Here is a 17,131-nt window from a genome sequence, read left to right on the forward strand (position 1 = left end):
CCCCGCCGACGCCGCCCGCACCTGAGCCTTACGACTTCCACGGAGAGACACCAAGTGAACGCCCCGGACCCGCGTAACGACCGCATAGCCGCCCTGCCCGCACATCTTCAGGAACAGCTGCGCCGCCGTCTCGCGGGCGGCGCCCGCAAGGCGGCGGAGATACCGGCCGTCCCCCGGGACGGCGCGCCGCTGCCCCTCTCCGCCGCCCAGCGCAGACTCTGGCTGCTGGACGAGCTGGAGCCGGGCTCCACGGAGTACAACTCCGCCGCCGGGCTGCGGCTGACCGGCCCGCTCGACATCGCCGCCCTGACCGGTGCGCTCAACGACCTGGTGGCCCGCCACGAGGCGCTGCGCACCACCTTCGACCGGGTGGACGACGACCCCGTGCAGACGGTACGGGCGCCGTACGACGTGCCGCTCCCGCTGATCGACCTGGTGGAGCAGGCCGGCGCGGACGCGGCCCCCGGCCTGCTGGACGCCGTCGCCCGCGCGCAGGTCGACCAGCCCTTCGACCTGCGGACCGGGCCGCTGTTCCGGCCCGCCCTGGTACGGGTGGCACCGGACGAGCACGTCCTGCTGCTGTGCGCCCACCACATCGTCACCGACGGCTGGTCCACCGGCGTCCTCCTCGAAGAGCTGGGGACGCTCTACGCGGCCCGCCGCTCCGGCAGCACCGCCACGCTGCCCGAACCGGCCCTTCAGTACGCGGACTTCGCCTCCTGGCAGCGCAACCGGATGACCCCCGAGTGGCTGGCGGAGCACCTGGGTTACTGGCGTGGACAGCTCGCCGGTCTCACCCCGCTCGACCTGCCCGGCGACCACCCCCGGCCCCCGGTGCGCTCGGGCGCCGGAGCCGTGCACGACTTCAGCCTCCCGGCGGACGTCGCCGCCGGCCTGCGGGAGCTGGCCCGCGCCCAGGACACCACGCTCTACACCGTGCTGGTGGCCGCCTGCCAGGTGCTGTTCGCCCGCTACGCGGGGCAGCGGGACGTCGCCGTGGGCACCGTCACCTCCGGCCGCAACCGGCCCGAACTCACCCGCATGGCCGGCTTCTTCGTGAACACGGTGGTGCTGCGCTCGACCGTGGACGACGACGCCGTGTTCACGGACTTCCTGGCCGGGGTCAAGGACACCGTGCTGGACGCCTTCGCCAACGACGAGGTGCCCTTCGACCGTCTGGTGGAGGCACTGCGCCCGGAGCGCGACCCCAGCCGTACGCCGCTGTTCCAGACGCTGGTGGTGCTCCAGAGCGGGACGGAGCGGCTGCCCGAGCTGCCCGGACTCCAGGTCGCGGCCTACCAGGTCCCCCGTACCTCCGCCAACTTCGACCTGACCGTCGAGTTCCAGGACGCGCGGGGCGGCCGGACGGCGGACGGCGGCCTGACCTGCTCGATCGAGTACGCCACCGACCTCTGGGACGCCGCGGGCATCGACCGGATGGCCGGACACCTGCGGACCCTGCTGGCCGGTGTGGCGCAGGCGCCGCGGCGGCCGGTGCGCGACCTGCCGTGGCTGGACGACGCGGAACACGCCGCGCTGCTGCGGGCCGCCGCCGGGGCGGACTTCACCGTCGGCGCCGCCACCGTCGTCCAGCTCCTGGACGACCAGGCCGCCCGCACCCCGCGCGCGACCGCCCTGGTCAGCGGCTCGGACACGCTCACCTACCGGGAGCTGGACGAGCGCTCCAACCGGGTGGCGCGGGCCCTGATCGCCCGCGACATCGGCCCCGAGCACCTGGTGGCCGTCGCCGCCTCCCCGGGGACCGACCTGGTCGTCACGCTGCTCGGTGTCCTGAAGACCGGCGGCGCCTACGTGCCGGTCGACCCGGCCCACCCGGCGGAGCGCATCGCGTACGTCCTCGACGACGCCGCGCCCAGCCTGGTACTCGCGGACTCCGCCGCGTACGCCGCGCTGCCCGCCGGCACGGCGCGCACGCTCCTGGACGGCGCGGGCGTCCAGGGCCTGGGAGGGGACCTGGCGTGCGGGCCGGTGCGCGACGACGAACGCACCACCCCGCTCGACCCGGCCCACCCGGCCTACGTCATCTACACCTCCGGCTCCACCGGCCGCCCCAAGGGCGTCGTCATCGAACACCGCTCCTTCGCCGACTACGTCGCCTGGGCCGCCGCCGCCTACCCCGGAGCATCCGGCACCGCCGTACTCCACTCCCCCGTCACCTTCGACCTCACCGTCACCGCCCTCTACACCCCACTGATCAGCGGCGGCCGCGTCCTCATCAGCACCCTGGAGGACAGCGAAGAACAGCCGCCGCCGGCCTCGGAGTCCTGCTCGCTGCTCAAGGCCACCCCGTCCCACCTCACCTTGCTGGCGACCACCCCGCGGCCCCTCCAGCCCACCGGTGAACTGGTCATCGGCGGCGAACAGCTCCTGGGCGAGAACCTGGACCGGTGGCGCGAGCTGCACCCGGGCACCACCGTCGTCAACGAGTACGGCCCGACCGAGGCGACCGTCGGCTGCATGGAGTACCGCATCGAGCCGGGCGACGTCCTGGCCCCCGGCGCCGTCCCGATCGGCCGCCCGCGCCCCAACGCGCGGATCCACCTCCTGGACGCGAGCCTGCGGCCGGTGCCCACCGGCGTACCGGGTGAGCTGTACGTGGCCGGAGCCGGACTGGCCCGCGGCTACGTACGACGCCCCGGCCTGACCGCCGAACGCTTCGTCGCCGACCCCTACGGGCCGCCCGGCGCCCGCATGTACCGCACCGGCGACCTCGCCCGCCGCCGCCCGGACGGACAGCTCGAATTCCTCGGCCGCACCGACGACCAGGTCAAGATCCGCGGCTACCGCATCGAACTCGGCGAGATCGAGTCCGCGCTGCACCGGCACCCGCAGGTGGTCCGGGCCGCCGTCACCGTGCGCGAGGACACGGCCGGCCACCCGCGGCTGATCGGCTACGTCGTGCCCGCCGACGGAACCACCCCGGCCCCGCAGGACATCCGGGAGCACACCGCCGTCTCGCTGCCCGAGTACATGGTCCCGGCCGCCGTCGTCGTCCTCGACGCCCTGCCGCTGACCCCCAACGGAAAGCTCGACCACAAGGCGCTGCCCGCCCCCTCGACCGCTGACTCCTCCGAGTACGCCGCGCCGCGCGATGCCGTCGAGGAGATCCTGGCCGAGCTGTGGGCGGACCTGCTGGGGGTGGCACGCGTCGGTGTCCACGACAACTTCTTCGACCTCGGCGGCGACTCCATCCTCAGCATCCAGACCGTCTCCCGGGCCCGCCGGGCCGGACTGCGGCTCACCTCGAAGGACGTCTTCCTGCACCAGACCGTCGCCCGGCTGGCGCAGCACATCGCCTCCGCCGACGGTGCAGCGGCACCCGCCGCGCCCGCGCACGCGCCGGCCGGACCCGCGCCGCTGACCCCCGTCCAGGACTGGTTCTTCGACACCTACCGCGTCGGCCCGGACCGCCTGACCATGTCCCTGTACGTCGCCCTCGACCCGGCCGCCGACACCGCCGCGCTGCGTACCGCCGTCGAGGCGCTGGTGGCCCACCACCCCATGCTGCGGGCCCGGTTCACCCGCGACGGCGACCGCTGGACGCAGGACTGCGCCGCGGCGGAGACCACCGAGGTCTTCCGCAGCGTCGACCTGTCGCAGGTCCCCGGCGCGCGCCGGGAAGCCGCCCGGCAGGAGGCCGCCGACGCGCTGCGCGCAGGACTGAGCCTGGAGAACGGCCCGGTGTTCGGCGCACTCCTCTTCGACGAGGGCGGCACGGCGGGCCGGCAGTTGTTCCTGTCCGCGCACCACATGGCGGTGGACGGCGTGTCCTGGCGCATCCTCCTGGAAGACCTGGAACGGGCCTACGAACAGGCCCGCGCCGGCCGGCCCCTCGACCTCGAACCGGCCGGCACCCCCTTCGGAACCTGGGCAGGCCTCCTGCACGACCACGTACGCGCCGGGCACCTCGACGGCGAACTCGCCCACTGGCGCGACGTGTTCCAGGACGGCGACGGCAGCCTCCCGGTGGACCACGACGGAGCCAACACCGCCGGGTCGGTACGCAGCGTCAGCGCCGCCCTGGACCGCGACCGCACCGACGCGCTGCTGCGCCGGGTGCCCCCGGTCTACCGCACGCGCGTCAACGACCTGCTGCTGAGCGCCGTCGGCACGGTCCTGAACCGCTGGGCGGGCAGCGAGCGGATCGTCCTCGCCATGGAAGGCCACGGCCGCGAGGAGCTGATCGAGGGCACCGACCTGTCCCGTACCGTCGGCTGGTTCACCACCCTGTACCCGGTCGCCGTACGGACCGGCGACGGCGACGGCTGGCGCGAGACGATCACCTCGGTCAAGGAACAGCTGCGCGCGGTGCCCGGCAACGGCCTCGGCTACGACGCGCTGCGCCGGCTCTCGGCGGACGGTGCTCCGGCCCGCTGCCTGCTCCAGGACCCCGCGCCGCAGGTGTCCTTCAACTACCACGGCCGCTTCGACGCGGCCGCCGAGGACGGCGGTCTGGTCCGCGCCCGTCTGGACGGCCTGGCCGACGCGCCGGCCGCCGACGAGCTGCGCCCCCACCTGCTGGACGTGGTCGGCGTGGTGGAGGACGGCACGCTCGGCCTCACCTGGTTCTACTCCTCGGACGTGCACGACGAGCAGACCGTACGGCAGCTGGCGGACGCCCTGGTCACCGCCCTGGAAGAGCTCGTCGACCACTGCCTGGAGCCCGCCTCCGGCGGCTGCACCCCGTCCGACTTCCCGCTCGCGCGCCTGACCCAGGACGAGGTCGACACGCTGGTCGGCGACGGCCGCGGCGTCGAGGACATCTACCCGCTCACCCCCATGCAGCACGGAATGCTCTTCCACCGGCTGATGGACCCCGCCTCCCAGTCGTACTTCAACCAGCTCGCCCTGCTGCTGGAGGGCGTGCACGACCCCGACGCACTGGCCGCCGCCTGGCAACGGGTGGTGGACCGCACCCCCGCGCTGCGCACCGCCATCGTCTGGGAAGGGCTCGCCGAACCCGTACAGGTCGTCCACCGCGAGGTGCGCGTCCCGGTCGGGAGCCACGACTGGCGGGACCGTCCGGAGGCCGAGCAGGACGTCCTTCTGCACGAGCTGCTGGCGGCGGACAGCGCGCTCGGGCTCGACCTCGCCGTGCCCCCGCTGATGCGGCTGACCGTCATCCGTATCACCGACGACACCGTCCGCCTGGTGTGGACATCGAGCCACCTGCTGCTGGACGGCTGGAGCACGGCCGCCGTCTTCTCCGCCGTCGGCGAGGAGTACGCGGCCGCGACCTCGGGACGGACCGTACAGCCGGAAACCTCCCGCCCCTTCGGCGAGTACGTGGCCTGGCTGGCGGAACAGGACGCCGACGCGGCCGAGGCGCACTGGCGCGCCGCCCTCTCCGGTTTCGACGCGCCCACCCCGCTGCCCTACGACCGGCAGCCGGCCGAGGCGCACCGCGCCCAGTCCTCCACCCCGGTGAACTTCGCGCTGTCCACCGGCCTGACCGAAGAGCTGGCCCAGGTGGCCAGGGACCACCGGCTGACCCTGAACACCTTGATCCAGGGCGCGTGGGCGCTGCTGCTGGCCCGCCACAGCGGATCGCGGGACGTCATGTTCGGCGCGACGGTCTCCGGCCGCCCCGCCGAGCTGCCCGGTGTGGAGTCCATGGTCGGCCTGTTCATCAACACCGTGCCGGTCCGTGCCCGGATGACGCCCCACCAGCCCCTCGCACAGTGGCTGCAAAAGCTCCAGGCCGAGCAGCTGGAGGCCCGGCCCTACGAGTACGCGGGCCTGAACCGGCTCCAGACCTGGAGCGACGTCCCGGCCGGCACCAGCCTCTTCGACAGCATCGTCGTCTTCGAGAACTACCCCCTCCAGGACGGTGGCGCGGCCGTGCACGGCCTGCGCATCCGCGGCGTCGACGCCCTGGACACCAACACCTTCCCGCTCAGCCTCAGCGCCCACCGCGACGACCGGCTCCGCTTCGAGCTGGCCTACGACCCGCAGCTCTTCGACGCCGCCACCGTCACGCGGATGGCCGGACAGCTGGAAGTGCTCCTCACCGAGACGGCCGCCGACCCGGACCGGCCGCTGTCCCGCCTGCCGTGGCTGACCGGACAGCAACGCGCGGAACTGCTGCGCGCGGGCACCGGCACCGTACGCGAGCGCCCCGCCGACCGTCCTGTGCACGAACTGTTCTCCGAGCAGGCCGCGCGCACACCCGACGCGCCGGCCGTCCGCCACCGGGAAGTGACCCTCACCTTCCGCGAACTGGAGGAGCGCGCCAACCACCTCGCCCACCACCTGCGCACCCTGGGCGTCAAGCCCGGCGTCCTGGTCGGCCTGAACGTCGACCGCGGCACCGACATGGCCACCGGCGTCCTCGGCATCCTCAAGGCGGGCGGTGCCTACGTACCGCTGGACCCCGAATACCCGGCCGACCGCCTCGCCCTCATGGCCGAGGACTCCGGCCTCCCGGTCCTGCTCACCCAGTCCGCACGCGCCACCGACTGGCGCGCGGGCGAGCACACGGGCGGCCCCCGCACCGTGTGCCTGGACACGGACCTGCCACCGGTCGGCAGCTATCCGCCGGCCGCGCCGGAATCCGGGGCCGGCCCCGCCGACCTGGCATACGTCATCTACACCTCGGGCTCCACCGGCCGCCCCAAGGGCGTCATGGTCGAGCACCGCCAGCTCTGCTACATCCTGGACGCCTGGGAGGACCGCTACCGGCTCTCCGAGCTGCGGCTGAACTTCGTCTCGGTCACCAGCCTGTCCGTCGACCTGTTCTTCGCCGACATGCTGCGGTCGCTGCCCTTCGGCGGCTCCCTGACGATCTGCCCGGCCGACGTCGTCACCGACCCGCCCCGGCTGCTCGAACTCATCGAGCGCACCGGTGGCGACGCCCTGGAACTGGTACCGACCCTGGCCAACGCGCTGGTCTCCGAGGTCGCCCTGCGCGGCACCCGGCTGCCGCGGCTGAAGCTGCTGTCCGTCGGCTCCGAAGGCTGGCGCTCCGACGACTGCCTGCGGCTGCTGGACCACCTCCACCCGGACACCCTGGTCGTCAACGCCTACGGCTCGACCGAGGTGACCATCGACGCCACGGTGCTCACCCCCGCCCCCGACGTGCTCGGCGCCGGCGCGTTCGTCCCCGTCGGCCGCCCGCTGGCCAACACCCGGGTGTACGTCCTCGACGACGACCTGCGCCCGGTGCCCGTGGGCGTCGGCGGTGAACTCTTCGTCGGCGGCGACGGGGTGAGCCGCGGCTACTGGGGCAGGCCGGAGCTGACCGCCCAGCGCTTCGTCGCCGACCCGTTCACCCCCGGCGCCCGGCTGTACCGCACCGGTGACCGGGTGCGCTTCCGCGCGGACGGCAACCTGGAGTTCCTGGGCCGGGCCGACGACCAGGTCAAGATCCGCGGGTTCCGGGTGGAGCTCGGCGAGGTCGAGGCGGCCCTGTCGGCCCTGCCCGCCGTACGCGACGCCGCCGTCACCGTGCACCGCGACCACGGCCGCACCCTGCTGGTCGGCCACGTCGTACCCGCGTCCGGAGCCGGCCAGGTCACCGGCGCCGCACTGCGCGAAGCCCTCCTCGCCGACCTGCCGGACCACATGGTCCCGGCCCGGTTCACGACCCTGGAGGCGCTGCCGTACACCCCCAGCGGCAAGGTGGACCGCAAGGCGCTGCCGGCGCCCGAGGGCCACGCGGACCTGTCCGCCGAGCACGTGGCACCGCGCGACGCCACGGAGGAGCGGATCGCCGCCGTCTGGGCGAGCACACTCGGCCTGGAGCGGGTCGGCGTGCACGACAACTTCTTCGAACTCGGCGGCGACTCGATCCTCAGCATCCAGATCACCTCCCGGCTGCGCGCGGCCTTCGGCACCGGCCTGTCGCCGCGGGCGATGTTCACCACGCCCACCGTCGCCGGGCTGGCCGCCGCCGTCTCCGGCGGCACCGGGCCCGACGCCGCCGACCGGATACCGGTGGCGGACCGCGCCGGCGCGCTGCCGCTCTCCTTCGCCCAGCAGCGTCTGTGGTTCATGGACGCCTACGAGCCCGGCGGGACCGAGTACCTCTCCCCGACCGGCCTGCGGCTGCGCGGGCCGCTGGACACCGAGGCCCTGCGCCGGGCCTTGGCCGACCTCGTCGAGCGGCACGAGTCGCTGCGGACCGTCTTCGACACCGTCGACGGCAAGGGCGTACAGATCATCCGCCCGGCCGCGCCGGTACCGCTGCCGCTGACCGACCTCGCCCCGCTGCCCGCGGACGAGCGGGACGCCGCACTCGACCACCTGCTGCGCGAGCAGACGGCGACCCCCTTCGACCTGCGGCGCGGCCCGCTGCTGCGCGCCGTCCTGGTGCGCCTGGGCGAGGACGACCACGTACTGGCCCTGTGTTTGCACCACATCGTCACCGACGGCTGGTCGGCCTCGGTCATCACCCGCGACCTGGAGGCGATGTACCGGGCACGGTTGCGCGGCGACCGCGCCGACCTGCCCGACCTCACCGTGCAGTACGCCGACTTCGCGGCCTGGCAGCGCGCCTCGGACGACTCCGGGGAGAGCGAACGGCAGCTCGCCTACTGGCGGGATCAGCTGGCGGACGTACCGCCGCTGGAACTGCCCACCGACCGCCGCAGGCCCGCGGTGCGCACCACGAACGGCGCGATCCTCGACTTCCGCATCCCCGAGCGGGTCACCGAGCGCTTCAAGGAACTGGCGACCGGCCAGGACGCCACCCTGTTCATGGCGCTCGTCGCCGCCTGCCAGGTTCTTCTCGCCCGCTTCAGCGACCAGGACGACATCGCGGTGGGCACCGTGACCTCGGGCCGTGACCGGGTCGAACTGGAGCCGCTGGTCGGCTTCTTCGTCAACACGCTGGTGGTGCGGTCCCGCATCGACGAACGCGAGAGCTTCACCGACTTCCTCGGCCGGGTGCGCACGACCGTCGTGGACGGGTTCGCCCACCAGGACGTGCCCTTCGAACGGCTCGTGGAGGCACTGGCCCCGGAACGCGACCCCAGCCGCTCGCCGCTCTTCCAGGCGATGGTCGTGCTCCAGAACACCCCGGCCGCGCCCCCGGCCCTGTCGGGGCTGCGCATCGAGGAGTTCGCGCTGCCCGCGACCAGCGCCACCTACGACCTGACGCTCCAGTTCGAGGAGGTGGACGGCGGGCTCGCCGGCGGCCTCCAGTACAACACCGACCTGTTCGACGCCGGCACCGCCCGGCGGATGGCCGACCACCTCCAGGCGCTGATGGCGGCCCTGGCGGAGGCACCGGCCCGGCCGCTGGCGGCCATCGGCTCGCTGCCCGCGGACGAGCGGGACCGGCTCGCGCGGTGGAACGACACCGCACGCCCGCAGCCATCCCTGCTCCGGGCCGACGCGGTCTTCGCCGAGCAGGTGCGCCGCACCCCCGACGCACCCGCCGTGGTCGACGGCGCCGAGGTGCTGACGTACGCGCAGCTCGACGCCCGGGCCAACCAGTTGGCGCACCACCTGACCGAGCGGGGTGTCGGCCCCGACGTCCTGGTGGGGGTCTGCGCCCGCCGCGCCCCGGAGATCGCCGTCGCCGCGCTGGCCGCGGTCAAGGCCGGCGGCGCCTACGTACCGCTGGACCCGGACTACCCGGCCGACCGGCTGACGATGATGTTCGAGCAGACCGCCGCGCCCGTCCTGCTGACCCAGGAGGCGCTGCTCGGCCAGCTCCCGCCGACCGGCGCCGAGATCGTCTGCCTGGACCGGGACCTGCCGGAGATCTCCCGGCACCCGGTCACCGCGCCGCCCGCCACCGGCGGGCCGGACAACCTCGCGTACGTCGTCTACACCTCGGGCTCCACCGGCCGGCCCAAGGGCGTGATGATCGCCCACCGGTCGCTGTGCCACCTGGTGGACGACTTCGTCGACCGCTTCCGGATGGGCCCCGGCGACCGGCTGCTGCAACACCTGTCGTTCAGCTTCGACGGCGGCGTGTCGGACATCTTCGTCACCCTGCTGTCCGGGGCCGCCCTCTGCCTGACCCAGTCGGAGGAGGCGGGCGACCTGGCCGACGAGATCCGCGGGCAACGCGCGACGGTGCTGATGACGCCGCCCGCGCTGCTGTCCGCCCTCGACCCGGCCACCCTGCCCGACCTGCGGGCGGTGGGCGCCGCCGGCGACACCTGCCCGGTCGAGCTGGCCGAAGCCTGGTCCGCGCGCGGCGACTTCTTCAACATCTACGGGCCCAGCGAGACGACCCTGGTCGCCACCCTCTTCCAGGGCAGCGACCGCGGCGGCGCCGAGAGCCTGCCCATCGGCGGACCGATGGCGGGCGTGCAACTGCACGTACTGGACCGCCTGCTGCGGCCGGTGCCCCTCGGCTGCCCCGGTGAGCTGTACATCGCCGGCACCGGCCTGGGCCGGGGCTACCTCGCCCGCCCCGACCTGACCGCGGAGCGCTTCGTCGCCTCGCCGTTCGGCGCCCCGGGCGAGCGGCTCTACCGGACCGGCGACGTGGTACGCCGGCGGCCGGACGGCACCCTGGAGTTCGTCCGCCGCGACGACAACCTGGTCAAGATCCGCGGCTTCCGCATCGAACTCGCCGAGGTCGAGGCCGCGCTGCTGAGCCACCCGCGGGTCGCGGAGGCGGCGGTGACCGCCACCGCCTCGGAGAACGGCCACAAGCGACTGGTGGCGTACGCGGTGCCCCGTACGGACGGCGGCGCGCCGCTGGACGCGACGGAGCTGCGCTCCCACCTCGCCGCCGCCCTGCCCGCCTACATGGTCCCGGCCGCGTACACGGTGCTCGACGCGCTGCCGCTGAGCCCCAACGGCAAGGTGGACCGCACGGCGCTGCCCGCGCCGGACTTCCAGGCGGCCGGCGAGCAGCGCTACGTGGAGCCCGCCACCGAGGTGGAGCGGGTCCTCGCCGGGATCTGGGCCGACGTGCTCGGCCTGGAACGGGTGGGCGCCACCGACCGGTTCTTCGACATCGGCGGCGACTCCATCCTGAGCATCCAGGCCGTCTCCCGGGCCCGGGAGGCCGGCCTGCGCATGAGCGCCAAGGACCTCTTCCTGCACCAGTCCGTCGCCGAATTGGCCACCGTGGTGGTCCTGGACGAGGACGGCGCGCAACCGGCGGGCGACGCCGGGCCGGTCGTCGGCCCGGTGCCGCTCACCCCCTCCCAGCACTGGTTCTTCGACACCCGCGTGCACCCGCACCACTTCAACCAGTCGACGCTGCTGGAACTCGTCGCGGACGTGGACGAGCAGGCGCTGGCCGCCGCGCTCGCCGCGCTGCCCGAGCACCACGACGCGCTGCGGATGCGCTACACCCGCGACACGGCGGGCTGGCACCAGGAGACCGCGCCCCCGGAGCCGGTCCCGGAGCACGAACTCCTCGCCCGCCGGGACCTGTCCGGCGTCGCCCCCGACGATCAGCCGCAGGCCGTCGAACGCGTCGCGGTCGAGGTGCAGGAGAGCTTCGACCTGGCCCACGGCCCCCTGATCAAGGGCGTCCTGTTCACCGGCGCGCCGGGCACCCGCGGCCGGCTGTTCCTCACCGTGCACCACCTCGTCGTCGACGCGGTCTCCTGGCGCATCCTGCTGGACGACCTGGAGCGCGGCTACCGGCAGGCGGTCCGTGGCGAGCCCATCGCGCTGGGCGCCCGCACCACGTCCTTCCAGGAGTGGTCGCGGCGGCTGAACGAGCACACCGCCGACGGCGGCTTCGACCACGAGGCGGAGCACTGGAGCGAGGTGCTGCGCGCCGCCGAACCGCTGCCCGTCGACGGCCCCGGACCCAACTCCGCCGACACCGCGGCGACCGCCACCACCTCGGTGGGCGAGGCGGAGACCGCCCTGCTGCTGCGGTCGGCCCCCACCGTGTTCCGCACCCGCATCGGCGAGGTGCTGCTCGGCGCGCTCGCGCAGGCGCTGGCCGGCTGGACGGGCCGGGAACGCGTCGTCATCGACGTGGAGAGCCACGGCCGGGAGGAGGTGTTCGACGGGGTCGACCTCTCCCGTACGGTCGGCTGGTTCACCAGCGTCCACCCGGTGGCGCTCACCGTCCCGGCGGACCACGCCACACCCGGCGACGGGCCCGACTGGCCGCGGCTGATGAAGTCGGTCCGCCGCGACCTGCGCGCGGTCCGGGACAACGGCCTGGCGTACGGCGCGCTGCGCCACCTCGCTCCCGAGGGCTCGCCGGGCGCCGCGCTCGGCGCGCTCAAGGAGGCCGAGACCGTCTTCAACTACCTCGGCCAGTACGAGAGCACGTCGGCGGCGGCCGCCGCGGGCGGGCCGCGCGGCCCCGTCCACACCCAGCACGGCGCGATCGGCCAGGACCAGAGCCCGGCCGAGCAGGCCACCCACCTCCTGGAGGTGGTGGGCAGCGCCGTCGACGGGCGGCTGGAATTCACCTGGCACTTCTCCACCAATGTCTTCGACCCGGGCACGGTGCAGAAGCTGGCCCAGTCCTTCGAGGACGCGCTGCGCGGTGTCGCCGGACACTGCGCGGCCGTCACGGCCCGGAAGCGGAGCGACCGCTAGATGACCACGACCCCCTCGCCGCAGCTCCTGCCGGACCGGCAGGAGCCGCCCCGCAGGTCCAAGCCCCTGTGGCGCAACCGCGACTACAACATCCTGTGGGTCAGCCGCTCGCTGACCGAGGTCGGCTTCAACGCCTCCACCATGGCCTTCCCGCTGCTGGTGCTGGCGGTGACCGGGTCCCCCGGCACCGCGGGCCTGGTGCAGGGCGTCAACGCCGCAGCCCAACTGGCCGCCGGGCTGCCGGCCGGCACGCTGGTGGACCGGTGGAACCGCAAGGCGGTGATGCTGGCCTGCGAAGCCGTCCGTACGGTGGCGCTGGTCTGGCTCGTCTGGATGATCTGGACCGACACGGTGGCGGTCTGGCACATGGCCGCGGTCGCCGCCGTGCTCGGCGTGTGCAGCGCCCTGTTCGACCCCGCGGAGGAGGCGTCGCTGCCGCACGTGGTGCCACCGGACCAGTTGGCGACCGCGGTCTCGATGAACCATGCCCGCAACTCGATCGGCAACCTCGTCGGCACCTCGCTCAGCGGCGCGCTGTTCGGGGTGAAGCGGGTCCTGCCGTTCGTGGCGGACGCGCTGACCCATGTCGTGTCGTTCTGCCTGCTGCTCTTCGTCCGGCTGCCGAAGCCGGCCCGCCGGGAGGAGGGGGCGCCGCCCGCGAACTTCCGGCGGGAGACGCTGGAGGGCCTGAAGTGGGTGTGGGGCCACCGGCTGATCCGGGTGACCGCGCTGTGCGCGATCGCGGTGAACTTCCTGTTCCAGGTCCTGTATCTGGTCATCATCGTGGTGGCCCAGCAGGGCGGCGTGCCCGCGGCGCAGATCGGCGTGATGGCCGCCATGTTCGGCGCGGGCGGCCTGCTCGGCGCGCTGGTCGCGCCCCGCCTGTACGCACGGTGCGGGCCGCGGGTGTCGGTGGCCCTGACGTTCTGGGTGATGGCGGCCCTGGCCCCGGTCACCCTGGTCACCGGCAACGGCATCGTCATGGGCCTGGTGCTGGCGGGCATCGCCTTCCTCGCGCCGACCGCCAACACGGCGATCAGCACCTACCAACTGCTGACCACCCCGGACCGGCTGCGCGGCCGGCTGAGCGGCGTCATCGGACTGGTCGCGGGCGTCTCGGCGGCGCTCGGACCCATGATCGGCGGTCTGCTGATGGAGGTCGCGGGCGCCCGCTGGGCGATCCTGCTGTCCACGCTCGGTATCGCCGTACTGGCGGTCACCGTCACACTCAACCCGACGCTGCGCAGCTTCGCCGCGCCCGACGCCGCGCAGCCCGCCGAGGACGCTCCCGGCCCCCGCTGACCCGGAAGCCGTACGAGGGCGGGCCCCGCCGGCTGTCTGCCGGCGGGGCCCGCCCTCGTCCTGTCCGTCTCGGTCCGGCACCGGTCCGGGCCGCGCCCGGCGGCGGCCGGACCGGCACCTACTCCGCCCGGTCCACCCGGACACTGCCGTTCTGGCTCTTCAGCTCCAGTTTGCGGTCACTGCCCTTGGTGTCCGGCACCGCCGAGTGGCTCTGGCCGTTGGTCGCCTTCGCCGTCACCCGGTACGTCTCGCCGCCCTTCGGGAGGGTGACGTTCACGTTGCCGTTGCCGGCCGACGCGGTGACCGCCCGCGGTGCCGCCGCGAACGTGGCCTTCACCCGCCCGTTGGTCGTCGTCGCGGAGAACTCCCCGGACGTGAGGTCCGTCGCCGTGACATTGCCGCCGGAGACGGTCATCCCCAGCTTCCCGGAGATCTTCTCCACCTCCGCCGAGGCATCCTTGACGTGCAGCTCCAGCGGCTCCCCGAGCCCTGTGGCGCTGACCGGCCCGGCGGTGCTGGTGACCTCGACGGCCGCGCCCTTCGGCACGGACACCGTGTACGCCGCCTCGCAGGACAGGGAGATGCCGTGGCAGTCCGTCCGCAGGGTCAGCGTCGATCCCTCCAGTGACCACTCGGAATTGTCCGCGTCCCCGGCCTTGCCCTTCAGCGTCCGCTGCACGCGGACCGTCCCGTCACTGTCACCGGCTTTCAGCCGCACCGATGAATTGGCGGCCCTGATGGAGAGCTTCTTGCCCGAATACGCGAAGTCCCGTTTCTCGGTCTTGCTTTCCTCGCTCGTCGTCATACCGCACGAACTCACCGCGAGGGACACGGCTACGGCCCCCAGCACAGCGGTCATCTGGCGCGCGCGATTCAACTTCGTTCCCCCCTGGCAGGTGGTGATTCCACCCGCCGTCGCGACGTGGGAATCCGGTCATGTCACCGCCGGGGCTCGGACCTGCGGTCCGAGCCCCGGCAGGACTACTCTATGGGCACCCGCCCCCGATTTTCCCGATGTGACCGAAAAGCATGAAGCCAGCGACAATTTCGGGACTTTCATGGTGCACGGGCCGCCTTTTCCTCCTTCGAGGCAACCCTTGCGCCCTTTTTCGCGTTGTTCGGCTACCGGCCCACCGAGTCCCGCGGCGCGGTTACGCGCCCGGCCGGCGGTCCGCTACGCCCGGCCGGCGGTCTTCTGCGTCTTGCGGGAGACGGAGTCGATGACGACGGCCGCCAGCAGGACGGCCCCGGTGATCATGAACTGGACGGCCGAGGCGATGCCCAGCAGCGCCATGCCGGAGGCGATGGACTGGATGACCAGGACGCCCAGCAGGGCCGACCAGGTCTTGCCGCGGCCGCCGAACAGGCTCGTACCGCCGATGACGGCGGCGGCGATCGCGTTCATCAGGAGGCTGCCCGCGCCCGAGGACTGGTTCGCGGCATTGATCTGGGAGGCCAGGAACATACCGCCGACGGCGGCCATCGTGCCGGCCAGCGAGAAGACCGAGATCCGGATGAACGCCACGTTGATGCCCGCGCGGCGGGCCGCCTCGACGCTGCCGCCGAGGGCGAAGATCTGGCGCCCGTACCGGGTGCGCCGCAGCACGAAGTCGAGGACGACCACGACGCCGAGGAAGATGACGACCGCGAGCGGCAGGCCCTTGTACTGGTTCAGCAGCCACGCCACCAGGTAGACGGGGACGGCGAGGACCACCGTACGCAGCACGGTCTCGCTCAGCGGCCTGCTCGGGACGCCCGCGGCCTCGCGACGGCGCGACTCCAGGAGGGAGAGGCCGAGGAAGGCGAGGACGGCGACCGTCGCCAGGCCGTACGCGGCGGCCACGTCGGTGAAGTAGTAGTTGGTCAGCTTCGCGACGAGGCCGCTGTCGTCCAGGTTGATGGTGCCGTTGGAGCCGAGCACCTGGAGCATCAGGCCGTTCCAGCCGAGCAGCCCGGCGAGGGTGACGACGAAGGCGGGCACGCCGATGCGGGCGAAGAAGAAGCCGTGCAGGGCGCCGGCCACGGTGCCGGTGAGGACGGCGAGGAGCAGGGCGAGCCCTTCGGGCATGCCGTTGTTGATGGTGAGGACGGCGAAGACCGCGGCGGCCAGGCCGCTGACCGAGCCGACGGACAGGTCGATCTCGCCGAGGATCAGCACGAAGACGATGCCGACCGCGATCAGCCCGGTGCCGGCCGCCGTCACGAACAGGTTCGAGAGGTTCTCGGCGCCGAGGAAGGCCGCGTCCTGGAGCTGGAAGACGATGCCGATGACGACGAGACCGACGACGACCGGCAGCGAACCCAGCTCCCCGCTGCGCGTCTTGCGCCGGAACTCGTCGAGGTAGCCCTTGAAGCCCTGCTGGCGTACGAGCAGCCGCGGGTCCACGGCGGTGACGGCACCCTCGGCCGCGGGCGCCGCGTCGACCGGCTCGTCGCCGGCCCTGGAGAGGTTGGTGGTCACTTCTTGGCCTCCGCGGTGCGGGCCTTGCGCCGGGTCACGGCATTGTCCGTGGCGCCGGTGATGGCGGAGATGATCTCTTCCTGACTGGTGCTGCGGACGTCGAACGTGCCGTTGTTCCGGCCCAGCCGCAGCACCGCGACCCGGTCGGCGACGGCCTTGACGTCGGCCATGTTGTGGCTGATGAGGATGGTGCCGAGACCGCGTTCGCGCAGCCGTTCCACGAGGTCGAGGACCTGGGCGGTCTGTTCCACGCCCAGCGCCGCGGTGGGCTCGTCGAGGATGACGACCTTGGGCTCGCCGAGCAGCGAGCGGGCGATGGCGACGGTCTGCCGCTGGCCGCCCGAGAGCGAGGCGATGGGGATGCGGACGCTCGGGATGCGGATGGCGAGGGTGGCGAGCAGCTCGCGGGCGCGGCGTTCCATCTCGACCTCGTCCAGCACCCCGGCGCGCACGATCTCGCGGCCGAGGAAGAGGTTGCCGACGACGTCGAGGTTGTCGCAGAGCGCGAGGTCCTGGTAGACGGTCGCGATGCCCAGTTCCTGGGCGGTGTGCGGCCGGTCGACGGTGACCGGCCGGCCCTCCCACTCGATGACGCCGTCGTCGGCGGGTCCGACACCGGCGATCGCCTTGACGAGGGTGGACTTGCCGGCGCCGTTGTCGCCGACCAGGGCGACGACCTCGCCGGGGTGGATCTCCAGTTCGACATCGGTGAGCGCCTGTACGGCACCGAACCGCTTGGAGACCCCGCGCAACGCCAGCACGGGCGTAGCGGACACGTGAATCATCTCCTTCGCCGCCTGACCGGCGGGGATGCGCCGTCCGGCCCACGCGCCGGCCTGCGGGCGGCGGGGCCGGGCGGACGGCAGG

General features: G+C 73.3%; 5 protein-coding genes. 2 read left to right on the top strand and 3 right to left on the bottom strand.

Translation table 11 applies throughout. The features are described from left to right. Window positions 1-54 precede the first annotated feature (54 nt). Window positions 55-12,501 carry an amino acid adenylation domain-containing protein gene (locus tag ACZ4QV_RS23605; protein WP_467763375.1) on the top strand — a complete coding sequence of 4,149 codons (12,447 nt, stop codon included), beginning with the start codon at window positions 55-57 and terminating at the stop codon, window positions 12,499-12,501. After that, a complete protein-coding gene (locus ACZ4QV_RS23610; protein WP_361151365.1) occupies window positions 12,502-13,803 on the top strand; it encodes an MFS transporter in 1,302 nt (433 codons plus the stop codon). Window positions 13,804-13,921: 118 nt separating this feature from the next. Here the strand turns inward: ACZ4QV_RS23610 and ACZ4QV_RS23615 are convergent, their stop codons facing one another. From ACZ4QV_RS23615 to ACZ4QV_RS23625, 3 genes are all read right to left on the bottom strand, one after another. Then, entirely contained in the window at window positions 13,922-14,608 is a 687-nt protein-coding gene (locus ACZ4QV_RS23615; RefSeq protein WP_361583192.1) for a DUF4097 family beta strand repeat-containing protein, read from the bottom strand. A 369-nt stretch (window positions 14,609-14,977) separates the two neighbouring features. Further along, window positions 14,978-16,264 (bottom strand): sugar ABC transporter permease, encoded by a 1,287-nt coding sequence (locus tag ACZ4QV_RS23620; RefSeq protein WP_467763376.1) that lies wholly within the window; start codon window positions 16,262-16,264, stop codon window positions 14,978-14,980. Continuing rightward, window positions 16,261-17,049 (bottom strand): ATP-binding cassette domain-containing protein, encoded by a 789-nt coding sequence (locus ACZ4QV_RS23625; RefSeq protein WP_030020765.1) that lies wholly within the window; start codon window positions 17,047-17,049, stop codon window positions 16,261-16,263. Before ACZ4QV_RS23625 ends, ACZ4QV_RS23620 begins: the two co-directional genes overlap by 4 nt. Window positions 17,050-17,131: the final 82 nt, after the last annotated feature.

Source organism: Streptomyces sp. NPDC026394 (assembly GCF_055567735.1).